Source organism: Paenibacillus vandeheii, from assembly GCF_030433635.1.
GTDB lineage: Bacteria > Bacillota > Bacilli > Paenibacillales > Paenibacillaceae > Paenibacillus > Paenibacillus vandeheii.
In genome coordinates this window covers 16670-42988 of sequence record NZ_JAROCD010000014.1, presented here as the reverse complement: position 1 = coordinate 42988, position 26319 = coordinate 16670, and the positions used below count along the sequence as shown (strand labels likewise).

The 26319-nt window shown below is 48.4% G+C and carries 13 protein-coding genes; 10 read left to right on the top strand and 3 right to left on the bottom strand.

What is annotated here, in order from left to right; genetic code table 11:
* Positions 1 to 19: 19 nt before the first annotated feature.
* Positions 20 to 1258: a HupE/UreJ family protein gene (locus tag P5G61_RS24965; RefSeq protein ID WP_301248922.1), complete on the bottom strand. Its 1239-nt coding sequence runs from the start codon at positions 1256 to 1258 to the stop codon at positions 20 to 22.
* Positions 1259 to 1603: 345 nt separating this feature from the next.
* Here P5G61_RS24965 and P5G61_RS24960 point away from each other — a divergent pair, with 345 nt between their 5' ends.
* Complete coding sequence (locus tag P5G61_RS24960; RefSeq protein WP_301248921.1) at positions 1604 to 8461, top strand: S-layer homology domain-containing protein; 6858 nt, start codon at positions 1604 to 1606, stop codon at positions 8459 to 8461.
* A 183-nt stretch (positions 8462 to 8644) separates the two neighbouring features.
* On the top strand, positions 8645 to 9016 hold the full coding sequence (locus P5G61_RS24955) for a hypothetical protein (protein ID WP_301248920.1): 372 nt from the start codon (positions 8645 to 8647) through the stop codon (positions 9014 to 9016).
* Between the two features lie 638 nt (positions 9017 to 9654).
* On the opposite strand, the gene P5G61_RS24950 is transcribed toward P5G61_RS24955, so the two are convergent.
* Positions 9655 to 11010 (bottom strand): dipeptidase, encoded by a 1356-nt coding sequence (locus P5G61_RS24950; RefSeq protein WP_301248919.1) that lies wholly within the window; start codon positions 11008 to 11010, stop codon positions 9655 to 9657.
* A 249-nt stretch (positions 11011 to 11259) separates the two neighbouring features.
* Here P5G61_RS24950 and P5G61_RS24945 point away from each other — a divergent pair, with 249 nt between their 5' ends.
* The 7 genes from P5G61_RS24945 to P5G61_RS24915 all read left to right on the top strand — a co-directional run bounded on the left by P5G61_RS24945 (position 11260) and on the right by P5G61_RS24915 (position 24236).
* Positions 11260 to 13662, top strand: coding sequence for an AraC family transcriptional regulator (locus P5G61_RS24945; RefSeq protein ID WP_301248918.1), 2403 nt, complete (start codon positions 11260 to 11262; stop codon positions 13660 to 13662).
* Between the two features lie 342 nt (positions 13663 to 14004).
* The gene (locus tag P5G61_RS24940) at positions 14005 to 14934 is read left to right on the top strand and encodes an ABC transporter permease (protein ID WP_301249056.1); all 930 of its coding nucleotides are present in this window, start codon (positions 14005 to 14007) and stop codon (positions 14932 to 14934) included.
* Between the two features lie 47 nt (positions 14935 to 14981).
* Complete coding sequence (locus P5G61_RS24935) at positions 14982 to 15869, top strand: carbohydrate ABC transporter permease (RefSeq protein WP_301248917.1); 888 nt, start codon at positions 14982 to 14984, stop codon at positions 15867 to 15869.
* An 18-nt stretch (positions 15870 to 15887) separates the two neighbouring features.
* Positions 15888 to 17393, top strand: coding sequence for an extracellular solute-binding protein (locus tag P5G61_RS24930; protein WP_301248916.1), 1506 nt, complete (start codon positions 15888 to 15890; stop codon positions 17391 to 17393).
* A gap of 232 nt (positions 17394 to 17625) precedes the next feature.
* A complete protein-coding gene (locus P5G61_RS24925; RefSeq protein ID WP_301248915.1) occupies positions 17626 to 20961 on the top strand; it encodes a glycosyl hydrolase in 3336 nt (1111 codons plus the stop codon).
* A 171-nt stretch (positions 20962 to 21132) separates the two neighbouring features.
* Positions 21133 to 21954 carry a polysaccharide deacetylase family protein gene (locus tag P5G61_RS24920; RefSeq protein WP_301248914.1) on the top strand — a complete coding sequence of 274 codons (822 nt, stop codon included), beginning with the start codon at positions 21133 to 21135 and terminating at the stop codon, positions 21952 to 21954.
* 77 nt (positions 21955 to 22031) lie between these two features.
* Positions 22032 to 24236: a glycoside hydrolase family 88/105 protein gene (locus tag P5G61_RS24915; RefSeq protein WP_301248913.1), complete on the top strand. Its 2205-nt coding sequence runs from the start codon at positions 22032 to 22034 to the stop codon at positions 24234 to 24236.
* 128 nt (positions 24237 to 24364) lie between these two features.
* Here the strand turns inward: P5G61_RS24915 and P5G61_RS24910 are convergent, their stop codons facing one another.
* Positions 24365 to 25240, bottom strand: a complete 876-nt coding sequence (locus tag P5G61_RS24910) for a DUF72 domain-containing protein (protein WP_301248912.1) — start codon at positions 25238 to 25240, stop codon at positions 24365 to 24367.
* A 317-nt stretch (positions 25241 to 25557) separates the two neighbouring features.
* Here P5G61_RS24910 and P5G61_RS24905 point away from each other — a divergent pair, with 317 nt between their 5' ends.
* Complete coding sequence (locus P5G61_RS24905) at positions 25558 to 26301, top strand: class I SAM-dependent methyltransferase (protein ID WP_301248911.1); 744 nt, start codon at positions 25558 to 25560, stop codon at positions 26299 to 26301.
* The last annotated feature ends 18 nt before the right edge of the window (positions 26302 to 26319 follow it).

Genomic DNA, 26319 nt, shown 5'->3' with positions numbered 1-26319 from the left:
TATCCTCATCTTCCTTATCTTACAGAAGACGTTCGAAAAGCCAGAATGCACCTGCCGCTGCGATGAGGCAAGAGGCAACCTTCATACCGTTATTGTAGGCAGAGCGTTTTTGTAGATATTTAAGGATAGGTAAGGCAATTGCTACCAGGGCCAGCTGAATGATCTCAATACCAATGTTGAAGCTTGCCAAATCAATGGCGACCTCTTTGGCGGGAATGTGCATGCCCATAAGGATGTCTGCAAAGCCCATTCCGTGAATCAGTCCGAACAGAAACGTAATCAGCCAGCGGAATCGAATATTTCTGAGGAAAATATTTTCCACCGCGACATAAACAATGCTTAGTGCAATGCCGGCTTCAATCCACTTGGAAGGCAAATGAATAAGGTCCAGATAGGTCAGTGTAAGTGTAATGCTATGGGCAACCGTGAACGCGGTGATGGTCAGGGCATATTGCTTGAAAGTCTGTCTTCCGAGCAAGAGAGCCAGTAAAAATAACAAGTGATCATACCCTCCAAGAATATGATTCATCCCCAATTGCAGGAAGGATAACCATGCTGAACGGGCTGCAGGAGAATGTGATGTGGTTTGTTCCACCTCATGGGGGGGAGAACCAGAGTCTGTTGACGAGGGCGACTGGGGAGCTGGCGTTGTCATTTCTTGCTGTTCAACTGTGGGCTCGCCTTGACTGATCTGATTTTCCGTAAGCAGAATGGTCCAATCCCGTTCCTTGCCCTGTAGAATGGCCTGACTTAGCTGTCCACCCTGTGTAGCCGCAAGCAGGTTGGTATATGTTGTATTTCCGTTATCGTAGTACAGTCCGTCATTGATCGTAATGGTTGTGCCGGGTGAATAGGCAGGGAACTCCCAGTGAATGGTCACATAACGGGTACCGTTCTCATCCTTCATGTCCAGGTTCAGTAACGTCTCGGCCTGCTGTCTCCCATCGGCTTCGAGGGCGATCGAATCCCCGATCCAATCCGCGATTTTATCCCCCCATATATCCAACTCATCCGGATCCAGCTTCTCGTTATTGTTGGTGTCTGCCTTAATGTTTTCGAGGACAGAGGTTTCATCTATGGAAAAATCAAGCGTAGTCCCTTCTTGTCCAAAATCAATATTGGTATAACTGGCGCTCAGCGGATGAGCTTGGGCTGCTTGTGGATATGTAATTAACACAGTCATGGTGAATAGGATTATCCAGAATACAGATAGAAGGCGGTTCGCCCCGAGATAAGTGGAAATTTGTGATGCGTTCATGAAGTTCCTCCTGATGGTATTTTTGCCTGATAATGAGGTGAATTATAAGCTTGACTTAATTATATGTCAATAAATTTAACATATATTTTACTTCAGATTTACAAATGGTGAAAAATAGTTTACATAAACATAACGCTTTACAAACAAACTCATGTTCATATGTCATTATTTAATGTATATTATCCGTAATAGTGCACATTTGCTAATGGATACTTTACATAATTTCGTGCATTATTCAAAAGTATCTCAAGTAGGACGATTGTCTGGGGAGTGAGATTAGGGAAAAAGGGCTGACGTTAAGGTAAGGACTCAAGTCGGTAAGGCATCTAAGAAGGAGAGGGAAACATGAAGTTAAATGTATTCAGAAAATTCAAGCAATGCATAAACATCGCACTTGTTATGTCGCTGATGCTATCGGCATTGTCGGGGGCATTTGCTCTGCCGGTTCAAGCGTCATCTGCAGGGGATAATGTCGTAATCAGTCAGGTTTATGGCGGAGGCGGGAATAGCGGTGCTCCATATAAAAATGATTTCATTGAACTCTATAATCCTACAGGTAATGATATTGTACTGGACAATTGGACCATACAATATGCTGGTAGTACAGGAGCTCAATACACGCCGGAGAGCATGACGGTTCTAAGCGGAACGATCCATGCGTACGGTTATTATCTGATTAAGGAAGCTGCTGGCGCAGGCAATGGTGAAGAATTACCTCCTGCAGACGTTTCTGGAAATATCGCTATGGCCGCAGGCAGTGGAAAGGTTGCATTGGTTAAATCAAACACAGCTTTGAGCGCATCACCAGGTTCAGTCTTGCTTTTGGACAATTCAGACTTGGTGGACTTTGTTGGATATGGTTCAGCCAATCAATCTGAGAAAAATCCAACAGCTGCTCTGGCCAATGCGAAAGCAGCGATTCGTAAAGCCACCCCTTCGGATAATACGGCTTCTACTGGAAAAGGAGCAGGGCAAGATTCGGATGACAATTCCCTGGACTTCGTTGTAACTACCCCAAATCCACGTAATTCATCTATTATCGAGACTCCTTTTGCTGCTGGAGAACTGCCGCATAGCGTCCGACCTGTGGGAGAGAATATCCAGTTCTCCGGGGTAACCGTTACTGGTTATGATGGCGCGGTTAAAGCATCAGTCACTGTCAGTGTTTACAGTGCCGATCCATCCACAGAAACGGTCCCCGAGATTGCTCGGACCCAGTCTACACCAAGTGGGGCTTTCAGCGTGGATCTGACTGGCACCACACTTGAGACAGCCAATACCATTTACTTGACTTCAACAGAACCGGATAAGCAAGCGAGTTTCGCGCTTCAGTTGAATCGTGCCCAGAGTTCTGTTGAGGTGAGTGAGGCTTCATATCTGGTAGAAAACTCAAGCGGAACCGTTTCCGGAACCACAGAGGCCGCAGGCAGCCTGATCTCGGTGTACGCGGACGCCGAGAAAACCCAACCATTAACAGCGACCTCGGGTGCGTTGTCTGTCGCTTCAGGTCCTGATAAGAAATTCACTTATAAATTGTCGAGCACTCCGAACACCATCTATGTGACTCAGGTGACATACGGGGGCAACGGACGTAGTCTTGAGAGCGAACCGGTTGCCGTACAAAAACTGGATCTTTCGGTAATAACACCAATTCATGATATCCGTACAGTAGACAGTAAAGGCTCATCTGAATATACGAACGGTAAAATATTTACCATTGAAGGTGTGGTTACTGTTGACAACAATGTGTTTGGAACAGGGGCCAACTATTATTTCATTCAGGATGACACAGCCGGCATTTTGATTTATGGGGGAACAAGCCTTGGCAGCAGCATTGTCAAAGGCGATCGTCTGAAAATTACAGGCACCATTCTTGAATACTATGGCTTGCTGGAATTTCAACCACTGCAGATTGAACGGACGGGGGTCGAACAGTCGCTTCCACAATTTGTTCCAATCACAGTAACGGATCTTTCAGCTTTTGCGACGGCAGAGCCGTTGGAAGGCATGCGTGTGCAGTTGAATGCCGTAGTAACTAACGTCCCTTCGACAAGCGGGAGTGTTAACGTTACGGTTAAGGACCCTAATTCCACAAAGACGACAACTGTCCGAGTGCTTCAGGGAGCAGGCATTGATTTAACGTCTACATTACAAAAGGACAGATTGTATACCATTACAGGCATTGTCGGACAATATGATTCTTCCTCTCCATATACATCGGGTTATCAATTGATGCCTGCCTCAGCCTCAGATATCACCCCGTTGCTGGGTATTACACATACCCCGATCAAACAGGCTTATGTAGATGCCGATGTGACCCTGACGGCAATTGCGGATGCAGCAGAACAGGTTATCCTTTATTACCGCAGTGAAGGGGATGCTGCATATACCCCGTTAACGATGAGTGTATCTGATTCATCAACATATTCGGTCGTCATTCCAGCCGAAACTATTGGAACACGCAATTTCCAATATTATATTGAAGCCGTTAGCGGGGAAAATAAGGCATCTGCAGGAACAGCGGGTACCCCTTATGCTGTTATCGTGTTGGATGACACGACAGGCCCCGAATTCGGAACGCCGACACCTGCACAGAATTATCGTCAGGAGAGCTATCGTCCGAAAATTTCGCTCGAAATTAGCGATCTGAGCGGTGTGGATACTTCGACAATTGTAATGAAAGTGGATGGAGTGTCAGTAGACCCTGTCATTACAACGGGTGCAATTTTAACCCTGGTCGCGTATACTCCTGCTACCGAGATGACCCTTGGGTCGCATACCGTAATGGTGAGTGCGAAGGATAGCAAACAAAATGAAAATTCTTTCACATGGTCTTTTGAAGTTGTTGAGCCCTTCACTGGCGGCAATCAATATGCCGGGACAACACACAATCATACGAATGTGTCCCATGATGCAGATGGAGAGCCTGTAACTGCGGTGGAAGAATCCAAAAAGTACGGTTATGATTGGTTTGCCTTTTCTGACCATTCTCATGACATTGACTCGGCCCAGGTTGACAAGGATACCGTTACAAATAGTGGTGGAATGCCTGAGCGCACGGGCGGGGAAAAATGGAATTTGGAAAAACAGTTGGCAGAGCAGTACACCGAGGATGGCAAGTTTGTTGTTTTTCCGGCATTTGAAGCGACCTCTACAACCTGGGGCCACTCCAACGTTTTTAACACCGAAAATTTTATTGACCGGAAACAAAACGGTGGCTTGTATCAGAACCTGAACCAATATTATGCTTGGGTGCTGACGCAAGATCAGGCGATTGCCCAGTTCAACCATCCGGATACACCTGCCGGATCATTCAACGGATTCACTCCCTATAACAAGCAAGTGGATGAATTGTTCACTATGTCAGAAGTAGGTAATGGATCTGGACATTATGCTTACTATAATATGGAAGACACATACTTTAAGGCTCTCGATCTGGGCTGGCATCTTGCACCGACATACGGCGAGGATAACCATGATGCTACCTGGGGACAAACATTGAAGCGGACGATTATAGTATCCAAGGATCTAACTCCTGATTCCTTGCTTGATTCCATGCGCAAGATGCGGGTATACATGACGGAAGATCCAAATTTTCGAATGGATTTTTCGGCGAACGGCCAGTACATGGGCGCTGTGGTGGAAGGCAACACCCTGAATTTTAGCGTTTCCGGTCATGATGATGTCGCTGAGAACAAAACGATGGCGGAGTATAATTTTCTCAGTAACTCGTATGTTTCCAACGACACGATTGCAAAAGTAGAACTGCTTTCTAATGGCAAGAAGGTTATTGACAGCATTGAGCCGAATTCAACCTCGTTTGAATGGCATCCGTCAGTTGCGGTGACCAGTGGTCAGCAATGGTACATGATCCGTGTAACCCAAAAGGATGGCGAGCGAGCCTATTCGTCTCCAATCTGGTCACAGGTTGTACCTGTAGATGTCAAAGTATCTGGAATCGAAGTTGTAGACAATGCATTGGTGGGCAATACACCGACAAATATTAAGATTGGCGTATCGAACGCAGGTACAGAGGCGTTGTCGAACCTGACCGTAGACTTGTACTATGACAGCAAGGACGCTGAGCATAAACTCGGCAGCGCAGCGGTTAACTCAATAGAAGGAAACTCCGTCGCTTATGTGACTGTTCCATGGAGCAATCCGGTATCCGGGGAGCATAAGCTGATTGCCGTTGTGTCAAGTCCTGACGGGGATGATCCATTAGATAATACGTATGAGCTAAGTGTTAAGGTGAAGGAGCCGCTTGGTCTGACCGTCATGATTGATGCGGCACACAAAAATGAAAATACAACGACAGATATCGGCACATATGTCGATAAACTGCAAAATTTCACAAGCATGGTTAGACAGGAGGGTTACAATGTCGTTGAGAACAAAATGCAATTGACGACTGATGTGCTCAAGGATGTCAAAGTATTGATGATATCTCATCCAAACGTGGATCTAACTTCCGAGGAGAAGGCGGCCGTAACAGCCTTTGTCAAAAATGGAGGGGCCTTGTTTATGACCGAGAAGAGCAACTATGGTGCCAATCCAGCCATAAATAATAATTTGCTGGCCGAGATCGGGTCTCATATCCAGGTATCCAACGATGGAATTTATGATGATTCCAGCACCGGCAACTTCTGGAGTACACCGGCTACAGCGAAGTTTGCTGTCAGACTCTTCCCGCAAATAGTCGACAACTATATCATGGATCGGGTTCCGCCTATAGAATATTACAGCGGGGCAAGCTTGTATAAGCTTGGAACGAGCGGACCGGAGCCGTTAACCACAGAGGACAACGTGACAGTGTTGGCATTTGCCAATGAGACCTCTTACCAAAATAGCGTGAAGGCTCCGTCATATACCTATGATACGGTCTCAGATGCATCGGGAGGTTCTGTTATTCCAGCCATTGCTTCCGAGCAGGTGGGGAGTGGACGTGTCATTGTGTCGGGGATGAACGTTGTTAATGACCAGCAGTGGGATGATGCTTTCGGAGATAACGGCAATAACGATTTTGGAATGAATGCAATTAACTGGCTTGCCGGAAGAGAAACCAAGGTATCAGACATCGGTGCGGTACGCACGTTGCCGGATGGCTCCGATGCTGTTGTGCAGGGTGTGGTGACCTCAGCGGCAGGTGTGTTCTTCGATGCTTTCTACCTGCAGGATGCAACAGGTGGTATTATGGCCTTCAAGGAAGTGAAGGATGATTCGCTAAAACTAGGCGATATTGTTCGCGTATACGGATCGACTCATAATTTCGAAGGCAACAGGGAAATTATATTCGACGAGTTCAGTAAGGATGTCGTGATTGTGGGGCATGCTGATCCGGCGGAACCTAAATCAATTCATACGGGAGACTCGGAGGTAATTGGTTATCAAGGTCTGCTTGTAAAGGTAACGGGTAAAGTTTTGTCAAAATATGATAGCAATTCTTATATCATTGATGATGGCAGTGGCCCAATGATTGTGTTTACGGACGGTTACATTACCAATCAGTCTGGTCCAGTACCGGAGCTGCAAGCAGGAGATACGCTTGAAGCGGTTGGAATCCTTGGCGGATTCGCCGAAGGTAGCCGCATCAGGGTGAGAGATACGCGCGAACTGAAAAAGGTAGGCTCGACAGAATCTCCTGATTCAGAGGCCGCACTGTCAGGATTGCTCATGAAAGACAAGGATGGAAATGCCGTATCCTACACTCCGTTATTCTCCGGTGAAACGTTGCAATATACGACAACGGTGCTTAACAAGGTTGACACGGTTAAGGTATATCCATCAGCAGCGGCAGGTGCTTTGGCAATGATAAAAGTTAATGGGGCAGGCATTTCCAGTGACGGTTATGCCGAGGTAGCGCTGGCAGCCGGAGTGGCTACCACGATCACGATACAGGTCACTGCTGAGGATGGCACTACCGTGAAAACATACCTCCTGAAGGTAACACGTCAGTCTGCAGACAGTGCATCGGGAGGTTCATCTGGAAATAGTGGAGGTGATTCGTCCAATGGAGATAATGCCTCGTCCAGTGGTGGAACAACTGCGCCAGGAAGCGGTAGCACTGGCGAAAAAACAACAAATTTGGTTGACACAGACAAAATGAGTCAGGCATTGAGCTCAGCAGCGTCAACCCAAGTACAGATTGACATGGGAACACAAGGTCAGATCACCATAACTTCTGACGCGCTGGGTCTTTTCCTAAATCAATCCAAAGTACAGCAAGTGATTCTACAAAATGCACAGGGACAATACACATTGACGCCTGAACAGATCAACTGGAGCAAGTTGGAGAAGCAGCTTGGCGTGACAAAGGAAAAGCTTTCGCTCAACTTGAGCATCACTGCCAACGCGACTGCCTCCAGGCAGGCCACCAATGCCGGAATGAATGTCATTGGGGCAACGGCGTTCACATTAACAGCAATGAACCCTGCGGGACAGTCGCAGAACATTCAGCAATTGGACAAGTATGCCAACCATCAAGTTAGCGTTTCTAAAGGGACGGACACTGGTCATCTGGCTGTGCTTCGTGTGGATCAAGTTAATGGCAAGACGGTATTCACACCGGTTCCGTTCACCTTGGACGGAAACAATATTAACATTTACAGCCGAACGAACGGGTCTTATGTGCTTGTTCAGCACACAGCTTCCTTCAACGATACGATGTCCCATTGGGCCCGTCAGGAGATCGAAGCTTTAGCAGGCAAATATATTATTCAAGGTATAAACGACAAGGTCTTTGAGCCTAACCGGTCCATTACCCGAGCTGAGTTCACCGCTCTGATGATCCGTATGTTCGGTCTGTCTGTACCGGATACCGAAGGAAGCAGCTTTAAAGATGTATCCAATACATCCTGGTATGCACCATATATTACATCCGCAACAGAGGCTGGTCTGATTAAAGGTTACACGGGCAGCCAGTTCAAGCCTGAACAGACAATCTCCAGAGAAGAAATGGCGGTTATCATCTCCAGAGGATTTGCTTTGGCAGGATATGATACCAGCAGCACGACGAGTGCAGCATCGTTCGCCGACGGAGAACAGATCCAGAATTGGGCGAAATCAGCTGTAGGACTGTTGAATCAATATGAGATTGTCAAAGGCAATCCGGATGGAAGCTTCAAACCTAAAGGATCGGCAACACGCGCCGAGAGTGCGGCAATGCTGGGTCGTTTGAGTGAGATGTTAAAATTCAACCCATGATTTCGATGTAAAGCTCCACTAAAAATTCATCAGTTATAGTTACAACCCTTCATGCTGAAAAGCATTCGAAGGGTTGTTTTTTTATTGTGTATACACTGGCATTTGTCGCAATGGTTCGGTCCATATGGTAAAATACCTGCAATTGAATCCTTACTCCTCGATTACCGAATGGAGGTGCTATACATGGAACGTAACGCTATGCTCGAATTCGACCCGTTCATCACAGAGCTGGCGGAAAAGCTGCACTTGCACGGATATTATGCCTTTTATGGTGAGCACTACAATGAGATCGATATGGAGCAGTACCGCAGACACCTGTTCACCTCATTCAGTAATATCGTATGGGTGGAGCTGGATGCACGCAAAAAGTATATGATTGTGGATCATCGGGGACGCAACACGGTCATGAAATTGATTGACGGTATGCTGAACACCCGTAGAACGCTGCGAGCGAATCTGGCGATGGCGGGTACAGACACCTCTGCAGTCCAGCAGGAGATTACGCATATGATGCAACTTGTGCATATGTTAAATTTCACAACCTTTCGCTCCTAAGTGGAGGATGGACCTCTGTCAAGAAAGTAGACACTTACACTGCGGATTTTCGTCGAATAGCACGTGCTCGATTCGTTAAAAGGTAAATAACGATTAGCGGAACGAGTGTAACTGTCTCAATTGAGGAGCAAAAAGAGGAGTCCTGTCGTGAATATGGCAGAACTCCCCTTCGGTATGTCACATATAAGGCAAATAGCGTAGCCTAATGCTTGCATGCGGAAAGATATCATTTTACACCGGTCCTAAAGTTGTACTTGAACCTACTATCCAATTTAAATCTTAGCTCACCCATAAAATCCACTTTCCGCGATTATCAAAAACGACGACCCCTAGGGCCGTCGCTTTTTTGTTATACCTACCTACTACCCATCATTTGTAATGTAGGCTCAATCTTAAAATCAGTCATGGAAAAGCGGCAAAGTAGTGCAGGGGCCGAAATCGATTCTGTAGAAGCGGAGCGCTCGCCTGAAAGCTTTCTGCAAGAAAGCTACTTCGGAAGCATATGCTATCGTCGGATTTTACCCTTTGAAAGGGGGAATCCAAAAAATCCGACGATAACAGCTATCGAAAGAACGATTCGGCACCGGAACGGCCACTAAGCACGCTTTCCAGCACTTATTTTTCACATGAACTAACCTTTACAAACTCTTCATAAACTGAACAACCGTCAACAACCCTTTATCAAAGTTCTCCAGGTTGAAATGCTCATTCGGTGCATGCAGATTCTCATCTGGCAAACCGAAGCCCATCATAACAGCCGGAATACCCAGTACGCGTGAAAGTTTCTCCACGATCGGGATTGAGCCGCCGTCTTTCGTAAACAGGGCACGAACGCCGTACACGTGCTCATACGCATCAGCCGCTTTTTGCATTACCGGATCGGATGGATCGGTATTGAACGCAAAGGCTTTCTCGATTTGCTTCACATGCAGCGTCGCGCCTGGCTGAACGTGAGCGCGCAGATGTGTTTCGATACGATCCAGCACATGCTGCGGATCTTGATCCGCAACGAGGCGGCATGTAATTTTGGCATGAGCATCCTTCGGAATAACGGTTTTGGTGCCTTCACCTTGGAAACCGCCCCACACGCCATTCAGCTCCAACGTTGGACGTGCGCCAACACGTTCCACGAACGAGTAGCCTTCTTCCCCGTACAATTGCTCCAGTCCGAGGTCTTGACGAAGCTGCTCTTCATTGAAGCCCTGCTTCACGAACTCTTCTCTCATCTCAGGAGAGAGCGGCAGAACGCCATCATAGAAACCATCTACGCTTACACGGCCTTGCTCATCATGCAGCGAAGCGAGCAAGGATACGAGCGCATGTAATGCATTCGGTACACCTCCGCCAAAAGAACCGGAGTGCAGGTCCGTGTTGGCTGTGTTCAGATCCACTTCGAGCGAGCAAAGGCCGCGCAGACCCGTGGAGATCGCCGGTTTTCCTTTTTCGAGCAGGGATGTATCCGAGATCAGTATCATATCTGCACGCAGCTTGTCCGTATTGTCATTCAGATAGATCGGCAGGTTCGGGCTGGAGATTTCTTCTTCCCCTTCGATGCAGAATTTTACATTCACGGGAAGTTCCTTGTTTTCGGCAAGCAGAGCTTCAACCGCCTTGATATGTATGAAGATTTGTCCTTTGTCATCCGTGGCACCACGTGCAAACAGTTTGCCGTCCCGAACGGTAGGTTCGAAAGGAGGTGTATCCCACAGGTTTAGCGGATCGACAGGCTGTACATCATAGTGCCCATAGATCAGTGCGGTTGGTTTGCCGGGTGCATGCAGGTGGTCTGCATAGACAATCGGATGTCCCGCCGTTGGAATAACCTCTACATTTTCCATACCTGCACGTGTGAGTGCATCCGCAGCCCATTGTGCCGCACGGTTAATGTCCTCTTTATGCGCTGAAATGGCTGAAATACTTGGAATGGATAACCATTCATTTAATTCTGCCAGGTGTTTGTCTCTATTTTGTTGAAAATAAGCTTGTTCCTTCATTAAAAGGCCTCCTTGATGTTTTGCTTTACCTTATTGTAATCCATTTTGATGTGTTAATAAAACATTGGTTAAAAAATGATCTGCTACGTACCGTTTCATTCCCCTGGAAATTATGCGTATAATACAAGAAACGGATTTCATCCATATATTCTCAGATGTATTTTGCACTGCAATATAAACCATTCAGCAGGGGAGTTGAGGGAGTTCCCATGACAGTCAGACCATTCACAAGCAGGCAGGTGAGCGCTGATGGAACCAAGTAGGAACGTAAGGTCATCCAGCAGACTCATTCGTTGGCCCGCCTCAACCACAGGACGGCATAAAGGGCGTTTTTACCGAAACAGTCTCATGCTTATTTTGCTCATTGCCAGCATTCCCGGACTGATTACAGGCATCGTGATGTACCAGTTGGTCGTTGACCGGATGGAAAATGAATTTAATCAGATGCACCAAAGCCAGATTGAGAATCGGGCACGCAACGTGGACGACCAGCTCGCATATCTGGAGATGACCTTGTCCCATTGGGCTTTTGAACCCAGATTTGGCAACGCGCTGCGAACGCTGGATTTTGTGTATTATTTCAACGAAACACAGGAGATTGTCACCACTCTTTATGTGTTGCAAGGCTCCCATCCGCTCATCAAAACCGCACAGCTATATTTACAGGAACCGAAATCGATTTTGTTTAACCGGGATTATAACGAGTTGAAGGACGATGCGAAAATAGAGGCCTATGATCGCTATCTGACGATGGGCAACCATGTGTATTGGACAGATTGGGTTGCGAGCCAGGGCAGCGATCAGGCAGCTCAAGCAAAGGATAGTATACTGCATACCGACCCGGGTAATGCACTGGTTCTTGTACATAAGATTCCGGGTGAAAGCATTAATCCATTCGGTGCACTGATCATTACGCTGGATAATGAGAAAGTCGCCAGCTTATTGAAAACGCTTACTCCTTATGACGAAGGGTTAACGTTTCTCATGGACCAGGAGAGGAATACGCTGGTTACCGGTAATCCGGTAGCGGGTAAGGCAGACCTTGCTTTTGAGCAGCAGCTAAAAGAAGAAGTGGCCCTGCATCCAGACAGCCATTCCTTCCTGTTCAAATATGAGGAGGAGACGTACTCCGTATCCTATGGATCCCTGAGTCGGATTGATTCGGACTGGACGTATGTCTCCGCAGCTCCGCTGACATCGGTGACCTCGCCGGTTAAGCTTGTATCCAAAATCATCGTCATTGCGAGCGCAGGCAGTCTTCTCCTGGGGCTGGTGTTGTCCTGGTTTGCATCACGGAGGATATACTCCCCAGTAGCAAGGATGCTCCACTTATTGACTCCGGGCAGGAATGAAACGACAACAGACACCAGGCTGGATGAATTCCAGCTGCTGGAGCAGCAGTGGAACGAGTTGACTTCGCAGCGTTTAACCGCACACCGTCAATTGCAGGAGCAGCTGCCCCACTTGCGGGACAGTTTTGTATTACAGCTGGTGCAGGGGCATCTATATGCCTATAACGAGCAGGATCTCCAGCAGCGGATGAGGAATCTTGGCTTTGAGGTGGAAGGCCAGCAGTTTTTGCTACTTCAGATGTATTTTACGGGATATGCGCAGTTACAGGGTCGATTTGGAAGCCAGGATACGGGGCTGGTTACCTTTGCGGCAGTTAATATTATTGAAGAAGTTGCCAAAGACTATTTCAGTCAAATTAGCGTGATGAACTTTCACGACCTGTCTTCGGCCATGCTCGTGATAGCTCCCGAGGACGAGCCGGTGAAGTCACAAGCGTTGTTATGGGGACAGGAGCTGGTGGAGGTCATTAGTCAGACATTGAAAATGAACGTGACGGTGATGGTAAGCCGTCCTGCTGCTTCCCCGCAGGAATTGCCAGGATTATTCGTAGAGATGGAGCAGGCGGTTGCTTATCGCAGCGTGGAAGCTGGGAGCCAGATTCTCGATCTGGAGGATGAGCAATGTTTCCGTAGGACGGAAGAAGCCTCGTATCCACTGGGGCTGGAACGTGAGATTCTTCAGGCGATCAGGCTTGGGAAGAAGGATGAATCGGAGCGCGTACTGGAGCAATTTATGAGCGAGGTCACCCGAGCGGGCGGTTCCGAATTCCAGGTGCAGCAGATGATGCTTCAATTGCTGGGAAGTATTCAGCATATGATGCTGCAGACCGGGGTAACGCCTTACAAGCTGTTTGGGGGCTGCAACATGTATGAGCGATTGTCCACAATTCGAGAACCTGCCCAAATGATGAAATGGATGATCGGAGAAGTATTGCTTCCTTATATACAGGAGATCGAGATGCGGTCCCAGGAGCCGCTGAAGCAGGTAGTGGCACGCACGATGTTGTTTATCGATGAGAATTATCGAAATGAGCTTTCCCTGGAAAGCTGTGCAGATGCGGAGCAGATGACCCCTTACGCATTAAGCAAAGCATTCAAGCAGGTATCCGGTATGAATTTCATTGATTATTTAACACGGGTACGAATGGATGCGGCGAAGCAATTGCTGCGTGAGACCACGATGAAAATCAATGATATCGCAGGGGCTGTTGGATACCAGCACAGTTACTTTAATCGGATTTTCAAGAAACAGGAAGGCTTAACGCCGAGCCAGTATCGGGATCAATGGCTGGGTAAATAAACCTGTGCATAAGACTTCAACGCTGACCGGAATCCCGCTTCATGGGAATCCGGTTATTCATGTTTCACCTCGAAAATACCTCGAAAGCAACGAAGGATAATGCTGCAAAAATGTGCAATCTCCTCTGCCCAAATAGGTCCAAATCGAAGTGGGAATGGCGTTATAGCGGGCTTTTTGACCACATTGCGCAACCATGCAAAAAATGAAGGTTGCCGGAAACAGGGCAGCTGTATAGTCTGAATAACAAGTCATTTGATAACGCTTACATAAATAGGGAGGGGAGACATTATGAACGGGAAGACGGACTGGAATGGAAATGGCGCTACAGCAGCTCAAGTGGAAATGGCCGCATTGCCGATGAAGCGGGAGTCCAACTGGAAGAGGCAGTTCAAGCGAAATAAATGGCTGTATGTGCTTGTACTTCCCGGTTTTTTGTACTTTGTCATATTTAAATACTTGCCCATGTGGGGGATCGTTATTGCCTTCCAGGACTATCAGCCTTTTCTCGGCATTCGCGACAGTCAATGGGTGGGCATGGAGAACTTTACTAACTTTTTCTCCAACCCGGACTTCTTCCGATTGCTAAGGAATACACTCGTCCTTGCCTTATATGATCTTATATTCTTTTTCCCGGCACCGATTATTATCGCTTTATTATTAAATGAAATCCGCGTCGTTTTTTTCAAAAGAACGATTCAGACGCTCGTTTATGTACCTCACTTTGTATCCATGGTTATTATCGCGAGTATCACTTACGTATTCTTGACTCCGCAAGGCGGGGTATTGTACGACCTGATCTCCTGGATCACAGGCAAGCCGATCGATGTGCTAGCAAGTCCAGGTTCATTCCGTCCGCTCATTATTGTTCAGATGATGTGGAAGGAGATGGGCTGGGGAACGATTATCTTCTTGGCGGCGCTGGCGGGTGTGGATACAGAGCAGGTTGAAGCTTCGATTGTGGATGGTGCAGGACGATTGCGGCGCATGTGGCATATCACGCTTCCAGCGATTCGCACAACGATAGTCATTTTGCTCATTCTCCGGTTGGGAAACTTTCTGGATACGGGATTCGAACAGATCTATCTGATGACCAATTCACTCAACCGTGATGTGGCAGACGTATTTGATACGTATGTATACACCGTCGGGATTACGCAAGGTGCATTCAGTTACAGTACGGCTGTCGGTTTATTCAAGTCTGTGGTCGGGATCATTCTGGTGCTCGGCAGTAACAAACTAGCCAAGAAATTCGGTCATCCCGGGATCTATTAAGGTGTGTTGCCATCCATTGCCATCCATTCATAAGGAGGAAATCGCCCATGAACAGCCGTCTATACAACAGCCCTGCCGGCAGAGTATTCGATATTATCAATTACGTCATGCTGGGGATTCTGGGCATATTAACCGTCCTTCCGTTCCTGTATATTATAGGAAATTCATTCGCGACCGAAGCCGAGATCACCGAACGCAGTTTTTTCCTTATCCCGAAGGTATTTTCATTCAGCGCATATGAGTATATTTTCTCCTCGTCCACCATCTTCCGCAGTATAGGGGTTTCGATATTTGTAACGGTTGCAGGTACATTGGTCAATCTCTTCTTCACGCTGACGATGGCTTACCCACTGTCCCGAAGTGATTTTTGGGGGCGTAATGTCATGATGAACATGGTGATTTTCTCCATGCTGTTCGGTGGCGGGATGATCCCGACTTATCTCGTCATTCGTGGACTTGGACTGCTGGATTCCTATTGGGCCCTCATGCTTCCTGGCGCCATCAGCGCTTTTAACTTAATAGTTGTCAAAAACTTTTTTCAGCAAATGCCGCCCGGGCTGGAGGAAGCGGCCCGCATTGACGGCTGTTCGGATCTTGGGGTGTTGTGGCGAATTGTTCTGCCATTATCCAAACCGGTGATTGCCACATTTGCGTTATTTTACGCCGTAGGGCACTGGAATAACTTTTTCTCGGCCCTCCTGTACATTTCCGACAGTGACAAATGGCCATTGCAAGTCATGCTGAGACAGATCGTTTTGCTCTCGCAGGCCAGTGTCGGCGATATGGCGAACATGGACCCCAATTTTGTGCAGCCACCGGAGCAGTCCATTAAGATGGCGGTCATTGTCGTCGGTACCATTCCGATTTTGCTGGTGTATCCGTTTTTGCAGAAGCATTTTGCCAAAGGTGTCATGTTAGGTTCAATCAAGGGCTAAAGCCAAGGGGGAGAACGTATGGGACAAAAGACGGGATTCAAAAAAGGTGCACTGCTACTGTCTGCATTATTAGTACTGAGCACGGTTCTGGGGGCCTGCTCCACAGACAAAGCAGGTTCAGGAACCACTGCGGGAGGCACGGATCAGATTACGATTATGCTTCCGAATTTTGAAGCGGAGAATCCGCCGGATAACAGCCCTGTGATTCAGAAGCTTGAAGAATTGACCAAGATGGATGTGAATCTGCAATGGGTACCGAGCAGCTCCTATGAAGACAAATTTAATATCACGCTGGCTTCGGGCAAGCTGCCCGATATTATGGTTGTGCTTGGCAAATCCCCGAGTTTCATTAATGCGGCTCGAACCGGAGCTTTCTGGGAGCTTGGACCTTATCTGAAAGATTATCCGAACCTCAGCCAGATGAATGAAATTATCACCAACAATGCTTCTATCGATGGCAAAACCTATGGCATCTATCGCGCACGTGCCCTAGGACGTAACGGTGTCACGATCCGTAAGGATTGGCTGGAGAAGCTTGGTCTGGAAGAGCCAAAGACGATTGATGAGTTTTACAACGTATTGAAAGCGTTCACGAAGGATGATCCGGACGGCAATGGTAAGGACGACACTTACGGTCTGGTGGCGAGCAAATTCACCGGTCCTTGGGATAACATGCAGATTTGGTTCGGTGCACCCAACAAATGGGGCGAAGATGGAAAAGGAGGTTTGATGCCGGCACATGAGACACCGGAGTATATGGAAGCTCTGAAATTTTTCCGTCAAATCTACAGCGAGGGTCTGGTGAACAAGGACTTTGCCGTGATGGATGCGACGAAACTGCCTGATCCTTTTGTAAATGGGCAAGCAGGCGTGATGGTAGATGTGGCAGATAACGCACAGCGTATGGATCAGAAAATACTGGATAAAGATCCGACAGCGACGGGGCATGTGGATGTGCTTCAAGCAATGGAAGGGCCGAAGGGTCTTCGTGACATGCCAACGTCCGGCTACTCCGGCATGATCGCCATTTCCAAAAGCAGTGTCAAAACGGAAGAAGACCTGAAAAAAGTGCTGAGTTTCCTGGATCAGTTGAATGAACCTGAGCTGCAGGCGCTGCTGGGGAACGGTCTGGAGGGCAAGCAGTATGAGAAAAAAGAGGATTATGTCATTCCGACGACCGACAAATTGGCACTGCGTGATGTGCAGGGGCTTAACCAGATCCTAATGTTTATTCCAGAGGACAAAACGCTGCGTGTGCAGCAGACACCTGTTCGCCAAAAGGTTGCACAGGTGCAGAAAGCCAACGAGGAGATCGTCATTGCGAATCCTGGCGAACCGCTGATCTCTGACGTGTATGCCCAGAAGGGCCCGCAGCTGGATAACATCATTAATGATGCGCGTATCAAATTCATCGTAGGGCAAATTGATGAAAAAGGCTTCCAGGATGCCGTAGCACTGTGGAAAAGCAGTGGTGGTGATGACTATGTCAAAGAAGTGAATGAACTGTACGCTGCACTGAAGTAGATGGATGTTCCAGAGCCCGGCAGCCTTGCTCGCAGTGTAAGGGCGGCAGCCGGGCATTTCCGTATATGCATTGCTCAGGCCATCTGAAAACCAGCTTCATCTCTTTTTGCGAAATATGGCTTCCAGTCTTTGGATTTTGATGTATAATCATTGAAAAACAAACTGATTTGAACTTAAATGAACGGTATTGGTAGACGAATAGCCACTCTTGAACATACAGGGAGGAAGCGACATGTGGAACGAGGATGCATTTGAAAATCCTGAAGCGCAATACCGGGTTCATCCCTTTTGGTTTTGGAATGGGGATATGGAAGAAGGGCAAATCAAACGGCAAATCGCCGAAATGTCTGCAAAGGGCGTAGGCGGTTTTTTCATCTGTCCACGTCAGGGGCTGGAGATTCCCTATCTGTCTGAAGCATGGTTTGACAAGGTGCGGATTGCGGTGGATGCGGCGGCTGCCTGCGGCATGCAGGTCTGGTTATATGACGAGTACCCTTATCCAAGCGGGATGGCAGGTGGAGAAGTGACACTGGATTTTCCCGAGGCGAAGCAGCGCGAGCTTGTACATCATCAATTCAGTGTTCCTGGCGGAGAAGCTGTGGAGCATGAATTGCCATGGGGAAGAGTTCTAGTCGCAAAGGCAATACCCAAGGATGAACAGGGCAAACGAGTGTGGCATGAATCCATTGATTTGCGGAACAATATCGGCAATATTCAGACGGATCAGGTATACCAGGAGACAGGACTCACGTCGTATAACCGTAAGCGGTTTTTTACATATCGAACGGCTTTTCGACTGTTGTGGGTAGCTCCCGCTGGGGAATGGGACGTGATTATATTTCAGGAAGAAGAGATGGATGATTTCAAATATTACGGCAGCTTCGTTGACCCGTGTCACAAGGAAGCAATGAGCCGTTTTATTGAACTGACCCATGACCGGTATAAAGAGGCAGTTGGAGAACAATTTGAAAGCGTAATCAAAGGCATGTTCTCCGATGAGATCGCGCCGCTTGGGCGTATCCCGTGGTCTCCACAGCTTCCCCCATATTTCAGTGAACGCTGTGGTTACAGTCTGATTGAGTCCCTGCCGGCTCTGTTATATGGCGATGTTCCAGATGCGGAGCGTATTCGATATGACTATTACCAGTCGCTGCATCTGCTGCTCAGGGAGTCATATCACAAGCAGGTACATGACTGGTGCGAAGAGGCGGGGATTCAATATGCGGCAGAAGTGCCCGGGGTTCGTATGACCACGCAGTTGTTCAGCCACATGCCAGGGGGAGACTCGGCACATGAGAAAATCGGACGCCCCTTATCCTGGATTCTGGAACGGTATGGCAAAAAAATGCGCGACAATCCGAAGATGGTCAGCTCGCTTGCCAGACAGCTGGGACGAAGCCGTAATCTGATGGAGTGTTTTCACAGTGTAGGCTGGTCGATGACGCTGCAGGATGCCAAGTGGATGATTGATCGGATGGCAGCCATGGGCACCAACTTTTTTAACTTCCATGCCTTTTTCTATACCATTGGCGGACTTGCCAAGCATGATGCACCACCATCCCAGTTCATACAGAACCCATATTGGCGTCACTTCCGGCAGCTCGGGGATTACACGGGACGTTTAAGCTATCTGATGAGCACCGGAACAGCGGATATCCGAATTGCTGTGCTTGATCCAACGACTACGTTCTGGAGCCTGATGGGTAATCCGCTTCACGGATTTGAATATGGTGGAGAGGACGAAGCAGAACGGACCAAGCTGGATCGTCTCACGAACGACTGGATGCGCATTAGCTCCCACCTGCTCGAAAACAGACGCGACTATGACCATCTGGACCCTGAGCTGTTGGCCGAAGCTGTGCTGGCCGAGGGCACGATTCAGATTGGCGTTGCGCGTTATGAGGTGCTGATTCTTCCACCGATGCTGAACCTGGAGGCAGCAGCCTGGCAGAAGGTAAAACAGTTCGTGGAACAGGGGGGAACGGTCATATCCGTAGGCATGCCCCCGTATGTAGCCATACAACCGGGGAGTCCTGTGGGAGATGAGGCTGCCCAGTTCTTTGGTGCAGGCAATCAGCCGCAGGAGGCATATTGGGGCAATGCGGAAGAAACAGGTCACGACAGCAGCGAATCGATGTGGCAACAGGGACAGGGAAATGCCTATTTTCTACCTGCGGGAACAGGTCGCGGGGATGACTTCTCCTTGGAATTGATCTCCCTGCTGCTGGATCAGGTACTGCCCGAACCGATCTGTTGGATCATGGAAGAAGAAAGTGCGTCACTGCTTATGCAGACCCGTCAATTATCGGATGGAGAGTTTATGATCTTCTTGTCCAACCAGGAAGGACAACACCTTGAGGGGCAATTGAAAATGGTAGCCAAGCGGTTATGGACAAGTGTGGATCTTTCAACAGGTACAACTCTGCTGGCGGAACGGCTTGATCTGGAGACAGGACAGTGTTATCCATTACCATATACCAGCAGTGGTGGTGAGTGGTGCATTTCTCTAAAGCTTGCTCCCTATGAAGCACATGCGGTGAGGCTTACTTTACAACATGCCCAAGAGGCATCAGAGGGGAATTCTTTTGCTCTGAACCAAACAGGGACGAAGTCTGGCGCGGGTCGTTTAGTTACTGAGACTGAGAACGCACCCTATACCATTCAGCTTCCTTCGGAGGGGCCTTGGCGCCTGGAAACGGTGCAGCCCAATACACTTCGAATGGGTCAGTTCAACGTAACAGCTTCCAATGACAACGGTGTAATTTTTGAGCGTGATCATGTGGCAGTCAAACCTTTTATTGACCAGGCGGCTGAATTGTCGGAGCAACATCACCTGCCACTCCAATTTAATCAGGTGTTCGGCACACCAAAGAAAGCATCCGTTGCCTATCCAATCCAGTGCAAATATACGACTACATTTGAGCTGAGGACGGCATTGGCAGAATGTCTGTTATTCATGGACAGGGCGGCTATATCAGGTGACTGGACGATGGAAATCAACGGACAACAGATTGGACTAGGTCAATTTGAGGCGATTGAAATTACCGATCACCATAATATTGGCTGTAATATAACGGAGTTATTACACAGTGGTCTGAATGAAATGACCGTTACCGTACAGGTGACGAGGGATGAAGAAGGTATCGTTGATCCGCTGTATCTGCAAGGGCAGTTTGGTGTTGAATTCCATCATGAGGGGATGATCTCTCTTGTTCCTGAACCGGATACAGCGATTCGAATTGGGCCAGAACCCCAACCACTTTATCCTCACTTTGCAGGAGAGATGAGTTATAAACGGAACTTCTGGCTGGATGAGCCTGCTGAAGAGGTCGGGTCTTTTGAACTGGAATTCAACGACTGGCGGGTACAGGATGTGGTAGAGGTACGGGTGAATGGTTATAGTCTGGGCGTTCGATGCTGGTCTCCATATCGCTGGACGGGAGAACCCTCCTGGCTTCGAGCAGGGGATAACGATATTGAAGTTCGTGTTACCAATACATTGATTGGATTGCTGGAAGGTACGTATTTTGACTCAGCCAGTCATAGCTTGCGTGAAGCGGGTCAGTGATCTGCTAAAGAATAAACGTTACGAGAGAAAGGGATATGTCGGGATTATCCCTACCCATTTCTCATGCAGGGCTCCGGGCTACAGACGTTTCTAGGTAGTGTAAATTTCAAATTTCTCAACGTTCATTTCATGCTGGAAGATTCATGGTGAGTTATGAAGAGGAGGAACAAGATGGGACATCGCATTCAATTCGACCGGTATCCGGGTGGCGTAATGAAAGCATTGACGCTCAGTTATGACGACGGGGTGGTGCATGACCGCAGACTGGTGGAACTTTTCAATCGACATGGGCTGAGGTGCACCTTCAATCTGAACTCCGGTACGCTGGGCAAGCCTGGTCGGATCGAGACGGCAGAAGTTGCGGAATTGTACGCCGGGCATGAAGTGGCTGTACATACGGTCACCCATCCTACATTGCCTTACGTTCCGGATGAGCTGCTGACCGAAGAGATTATGGAGGATCGGAGAGCGCTGGAACAGCTTGTCGGTTATCCGGTACGAGGTATGGCCTACCCGAATGGGGGCTATGACCGTTCACTCAGCACCAAGCTGGAGTGGCTCGGTATCGATTATGCACGCACGGTTGAATCCCATGGCAGGTACACACTGCCTGAGCGACCGCTGGAATGGCATCCAACCTGTCACCACAACCATGATCTGGCGGCTCATGCTGAACGTTTTATCCAGCACACGAAGACAGGTACGCCACTTTTGTTATATGTATGGGGCCACAGCTACGAATTCAATGATAACGACAACTGGGAAATTATTGAACAGTTTGCAGAGCAGATTGGCGGCCGAGACGACATCTGGTACGCAACGAACATTGAAGTGATGGCTTACTGGAAAGCAGTCAAACGTCTGGAATGTTCAGCAGATCGGTCCATCATTCACAATCCATCGGCCATTTCCGTCTGGTTTACGGCGGATCAGCAGGTGGTTGAAGTGAAGGCTGGAGAGACATTGCGACTAACCGAACGAATCAAGGTATAGGAAGGGAGCTGACGATCATTCGTTATTTTCATGAGAACGAGGCGATTGCAGGCAAGGTGTATGATTCAATTCCGGATATGTTGACCACGGTGGCCCAGCGTTATATTGGCGATCATCCGAAACACTCCTTTTTGTTCCGAGCTTACCACCGGGGAGGCTTCCGCAGACTTGGGGATTACCGTTATGATCTGAATCTGGATGCCAAGTGGAAAGAGGCTCGTGTAGGCCAGTATGTGTACGTGTGGGGCAAGTTATGGAGTCACCAGGAGGCTACATTAAATACAGGACTGAACTGTTATAGTCCGGTGACGATCTATGTGAACGGAGAAGAAATTTTCAGATCCGAGCTGTTGCAGGAGTTATTTCCCGAGCGCAGAACCCAGATCCCCATTTCCGTGAAGTATGGCTGGAACGATGTGTTGCTTTGTTTTGTCAAAACCGAGGTGGGATTCGGTGGTATTTACGGCACGGCTTCATTCAAAAATTTCCCGCTTCACTTCCTCACACCCGGTGTGGATCGTCAAGGCCAGGAAGGCTGGTTGTACTCGGAACCAGTCGATGAACCTCCATCAGCACTCCCTCGTGATGACATGACTGAAGCAGAAACGGGTCTCTCCTGGTATCCACGCAGGGACTGGACAGAAGAGGAACAGGAGGCGGGTTGCTTTAACAGAATTCTGACAGTTGCCACGGATTCGATAGATCAATCCGATTCAGCAAATCCATCCGACACCGAGCAGTCGCTGGTAGCTTATGCTTGGTCCAAGCTCGATGTAATCCAGCCTGGATCGTTACCAGTAATTTTACAAGGAACGCATGACGGTGCACTGACTTTATATGTGGACGGCAGGGAAGTGTACACTGCTGGGGCTACCGGAACTTTCCATGTTGAGCTGCCTTGTCGCTATGGTGCTTGTGATCTCGTAGCCAAAGGTGAAACGAAGGCCAGGAACGGCTCCTGGGGATTTACATTAAATACTGGGGAAACCTCAGATTCAAAAGGCTGGAGATTAAGACCACCTCATCCGGTTGCAGGATGTCCCGACGCTTGGCTGTATACGGGCGTATTTGCTCCAGGCTCTGAACCATCTCCCAAAGATATCGTGGTAACGGATACCGTATTTGATGATGGAGCCAGAGGCGTGTACTGGCATGTAGATCTTCCCGAAACGAGTGTTCGACCTTATTTGGAAAATACCCATTATGGCAAATGGAATTATCCACTCGGTGTCACCCTGCTTGGCCTTCTGCAGATTGGACAGGAGTTGGGACGTGACGACTATGTTCAGTATGTGCGGGACCATATCGGCCTGAGTACGTCGTTTGACCGTTATGGTCTATGGGATCGGGAAGGGTACGGCGCAGCGGGAATCAATAATCAGTTGTCTGCGATCGATAGCTTGGATGATTGCGGTTCATTCGGATCTACTTTACTCGCAGCGATGGAACTTGGCGATATTCGCGGGGGGAGAGATACTGCAGATCGTATTGCAGGCTACATCACGGATGAACAGGAACGTCTGGACGACGGGGCCTTTTACCGTGTTCGCGGCAGCGGCGAGATGCGCCAGGAAACGATGTGGTGTGATGATCTGTATATGAGCACACCTTTCCTGATGCGTTACGGTCAATTGACGGGAGATACTTCGTATTGGGATGATGCGATCAATCAGTTCCTCATGTTCCGCAAATATCTCTATATTCCCGAACAGCAGATCATGTCCCATGTGTATGATTTTGTGCGTGGACGGGCGACAGGCATCCCATGGGGGCGCGGAAATGGATGGGTTCTGTTTTCGCTAACCGAACTGCTATCAATTCTGCCAAGTGATCACGTCAAACGCCCGGAACTGCTGAGCTTCTACCGGGATTTATGTCAGGGATATTTGACGCTGCAAGGTGAAAATGGACTCTGGCATCAGGTGCTGAATCGCACGGATTCGTATGAGGAAACCTCCTGCACATCGATGTTCATCTACGCCTATGCACGCGGTATTCGTGAAGGCTGGCTGGAGCAGCCGGCGGCCTACCTGGATGCGGTGCGCAAAGGCTGGGAAGGCATGACCCGTCTGTCCATTGATTATAAAGGCAATGTGTACGGTGTGTGTCGGGGTTCCGGTTATTCCTTCACCGCTCTCTATTACCGGGACGATCTGGGATGGATTCTGAACGATACACATGGAATAGGAATTGTACTTCTGGCCGGGATTGAAACGTATAAAATGAACCAGCAGCTAAGCCGGATTTTATTCGACTCTTCGGTTACAGCCGCACAACGCTAGTACAGCAACCATGTGTTCATCTGCATCATACAGCCTAATGACCAATAAAGCGGCATAGCCCTGAGGCTTGCCGCTTATTCTTTATGGATGGAAATATTCCGTTCACATTCTGAATTGCACTGATGGAGTTAAAACAGCTCCAATTGCTCCGGTCCTTCTTCCTCCTCCGGCTCCGTGCGGTCGGGGAAGGGCTTCACAGGCTGCTCCAGCAGCTCCATCATCATCTGTGCATTCGCAGCGGCGTCGCCGCCCGAGTTGTTGTTGAAAATCACATACACATCCTTGCTCTGCTCCTGCAATTGCTCCAAATAACCCTTCCATTCCAGCAGCTCTTCCTGGTTATAGCGATACAGATAACGGGTCTCCCGCCAATTGGGTGCACCATTCTGATGCCAGCCTGATACATTGCGTCCGTGCATGCGCACCAACGTCATCTCGGCATCGGTAGCCTCGGGAACGATGGGAATAGACCCCTGGCCTGCCTGAGGTTCATCACAGACGCTGTGAATCCAGCCTTGCTCCTTCATAAAAGCCAGCGTCCGCTCGCGCATGCCTTCTTCATACCAGCTGCGATGACGAAATTCGAGAGCACATGGGATGCCTTCCATTCTCAGCTTCACTTCACGAAGCTCATTGACATTGTCCCGATTGCATTCAAACCACGGTGGGTACTGGAACAAGGCCGCTTGCATCTTGCCTGCTTCCATGACAGGCTCCAGCGATTCGCGAAAAGCCTTATACATCTCGGAGGTGCTGGTGAAATAGGGCTTTCCTCGCAGATGTCCTGTCATCCCTTGATAGGCTTTGACGATAAAAGCAAAGGATTCCGGCGTCTCCGCTGCCCAGCGTGCCATTCGGTCCCGAGGCTGAACGGCGTAGAAGGAACTGTCTACCTCTACGTTCGTAAAATATTGTCCATACAGACGGAGCTTGTCTTTCGCTTTGGTACGATTGGGGTATAAATCTTCCTGATCTCCCCAGCCCGTAAGTCCAATTCGAATCATAAATAACACCTCCTGTTGCTACTGCATATCTTATGTTAGCGTTATGTTTCAGTCGTCACCTGTCGTTCATGATGTGAAAATGCCATACTGGTTTGATATCAATCTTCTATGTATAGTTAACCGATTCGCGAGGGCCTGACTATGTTTAACATTATATCGTGTGGTTCCCGGCCGTTCAACGCGGACGATTCGTGGGAATTTTTGAGTTTGAAGGATAAAGACGGTACAATGGCTAAAAGCTATAGAGAAATGATCCGGCTGGTATAACAGCGTATTACGGATCGTTGGGCCAGTGACCATGTGGAGGGCGATACGTAATGACGGAATGGTATGAAAAGAGTTTTGGAGAAGACTATCTTCTTGTGTATAAGCATCGGGATGTGCAGGGTGCATACCAGGAAGTACATAAAATGATAAGCTGGTTAAAGCTTCAGCCAAAATCCAAGGTACTGGATCTGTGCTGTGGTATGGGCCGACATTCTTTGGCCCTTGCTGACGCTGGTTTCCAGGTGACCGGTATCGATCTTTCTGATGTGCTTTTGCGTGAAGCACGTGAAATGGATACCGAACATCGTGTAGAGTGGTATCACGCCGATATGCGCGAGCTTCCACTGAAAGGCGGATTTGACGCCGTGGTCAATCTGTTTACCTCGTTTGGTTATTTCCGAGAGGATGGAGAACAGCTCAGAGTATTGCGCGCTATTCATCGGATGCTGAAGCCGGGAGGCAGTTATATTATTGATTTTATGAACACGGCTTACGTGACTCGCCATCTGGTGCAGCATTCAACACGTGAAAGCGAAGGACAGTATATTGAAGAGTTTCGCAAGATCCAGGATGGATTTGTGCAAAAAGAAATACACATCACCGATATCGCATCCGAGCAGAAACCGCGAATCTATCAGGAACGCGTCAAATTGTACACCCGCGAACAACTACGTGATCTGCTTCACGAGGCAGGACTCGTGGTAGATCAGGTACATGGCGGTTATGATGAAGAAAAGTACGATGAGCAGACATCGCCGCGGATGATTTTTGTCGGTCATCGGCCTGTGCAGTAGAGTTGGAGGAGAATATTA

Bases quoted from the DNA above. Each gene is read 5' to 3' on its own strand.
- P5G61_RS24965 (WP_301248922.1), bottom strand. From the start codon at position 1,258: ATGAACGCATCACAAATTTCCACTTATCTCGGGGCGAACCGCCTTCTA.
- P5G61_RS24960 (WP_301248921.1), top strand. From the start codon at position 1,604: ATGAAGTTAAATGTATTCAGAAAATTCAAGCAATGCATAAACATCGCA.
- P5G61_RS24955 (WP_301248920.1), top strand. From the start codon at position 8,645: ATGGAACGTAACGCTATGCTCGAATTCGACCCGTTCATCACAGAGCTG.
- P5G61_RS24950 (WP_301248919.1), bottom strand. From the start codon at position 11,010: ATGAAGGAACAAGCTTATTTTCAACAAAATAGAGACAAACACCTGGCA.
- P5G61_RS24945 (WP_301248918.1), top strand. From the start codon at position 11,260: ATGGAACCAAGTAGGAACGTAAGGTCATCCAGCAGACTCATTCGTTGG.
- P5G61_RS24940 (WP_301249056.1), top strand. From the start codon at position 14,005: ATGGCCGCATTGCCGATGAAGCGGGAGTCCAACTGGAAGAGGCAGTTC.
- P5G61_RS24935 (WP_301248917.1), top strand. From the start codon at position 14,982: ATGAACAGCCGTCTATACAACAGCCCTGCCGGCAGAGTATTCGATATT.
- P5G61_RS24930 (WP_301248916.1), top strand. From the start codon at position 15,888: ATGGGACAAAAGACGGGATTCAAAAAAGGTGCACTGCTACTGTCTGCA.
- P5G61_RS24925 (WP_301248915.1), top strand. From the start codon at position 17,626: ATGTGGAACGAGGATGCATTTGAAAATCCTGAAGCGCAATACCGGGTT.
- P5G61_RS24920 (WP_301248914.1), top strand. From the start codon at position 21,133: ATGGGACATCGCATTCAATTCGACCGGTATCCGGGTGGCGTAATGAAA.
- P5G61_RS24915 (WP_301248913.1), top strand. From the start codon at position 22,032: ATGTTGACCACGGTGGCCCAGCGTTATATTGGCGATCATCCGAAACAC.
- P5G61_RS24910 (WP_301248912.1), bottom strand. From the start codon at position 25,240: ATGATTCGAATTGGACTTACGGGCTGGGGAGATCAGGAAGATTTATAC.
- P5G61_RS24905 (WP_301248911.1), top strand. From the start codon at position 25,558: ATGACGGAATGGTATGAAAAGAGTTTTGGAGAAGACTATCTTCTTGTG.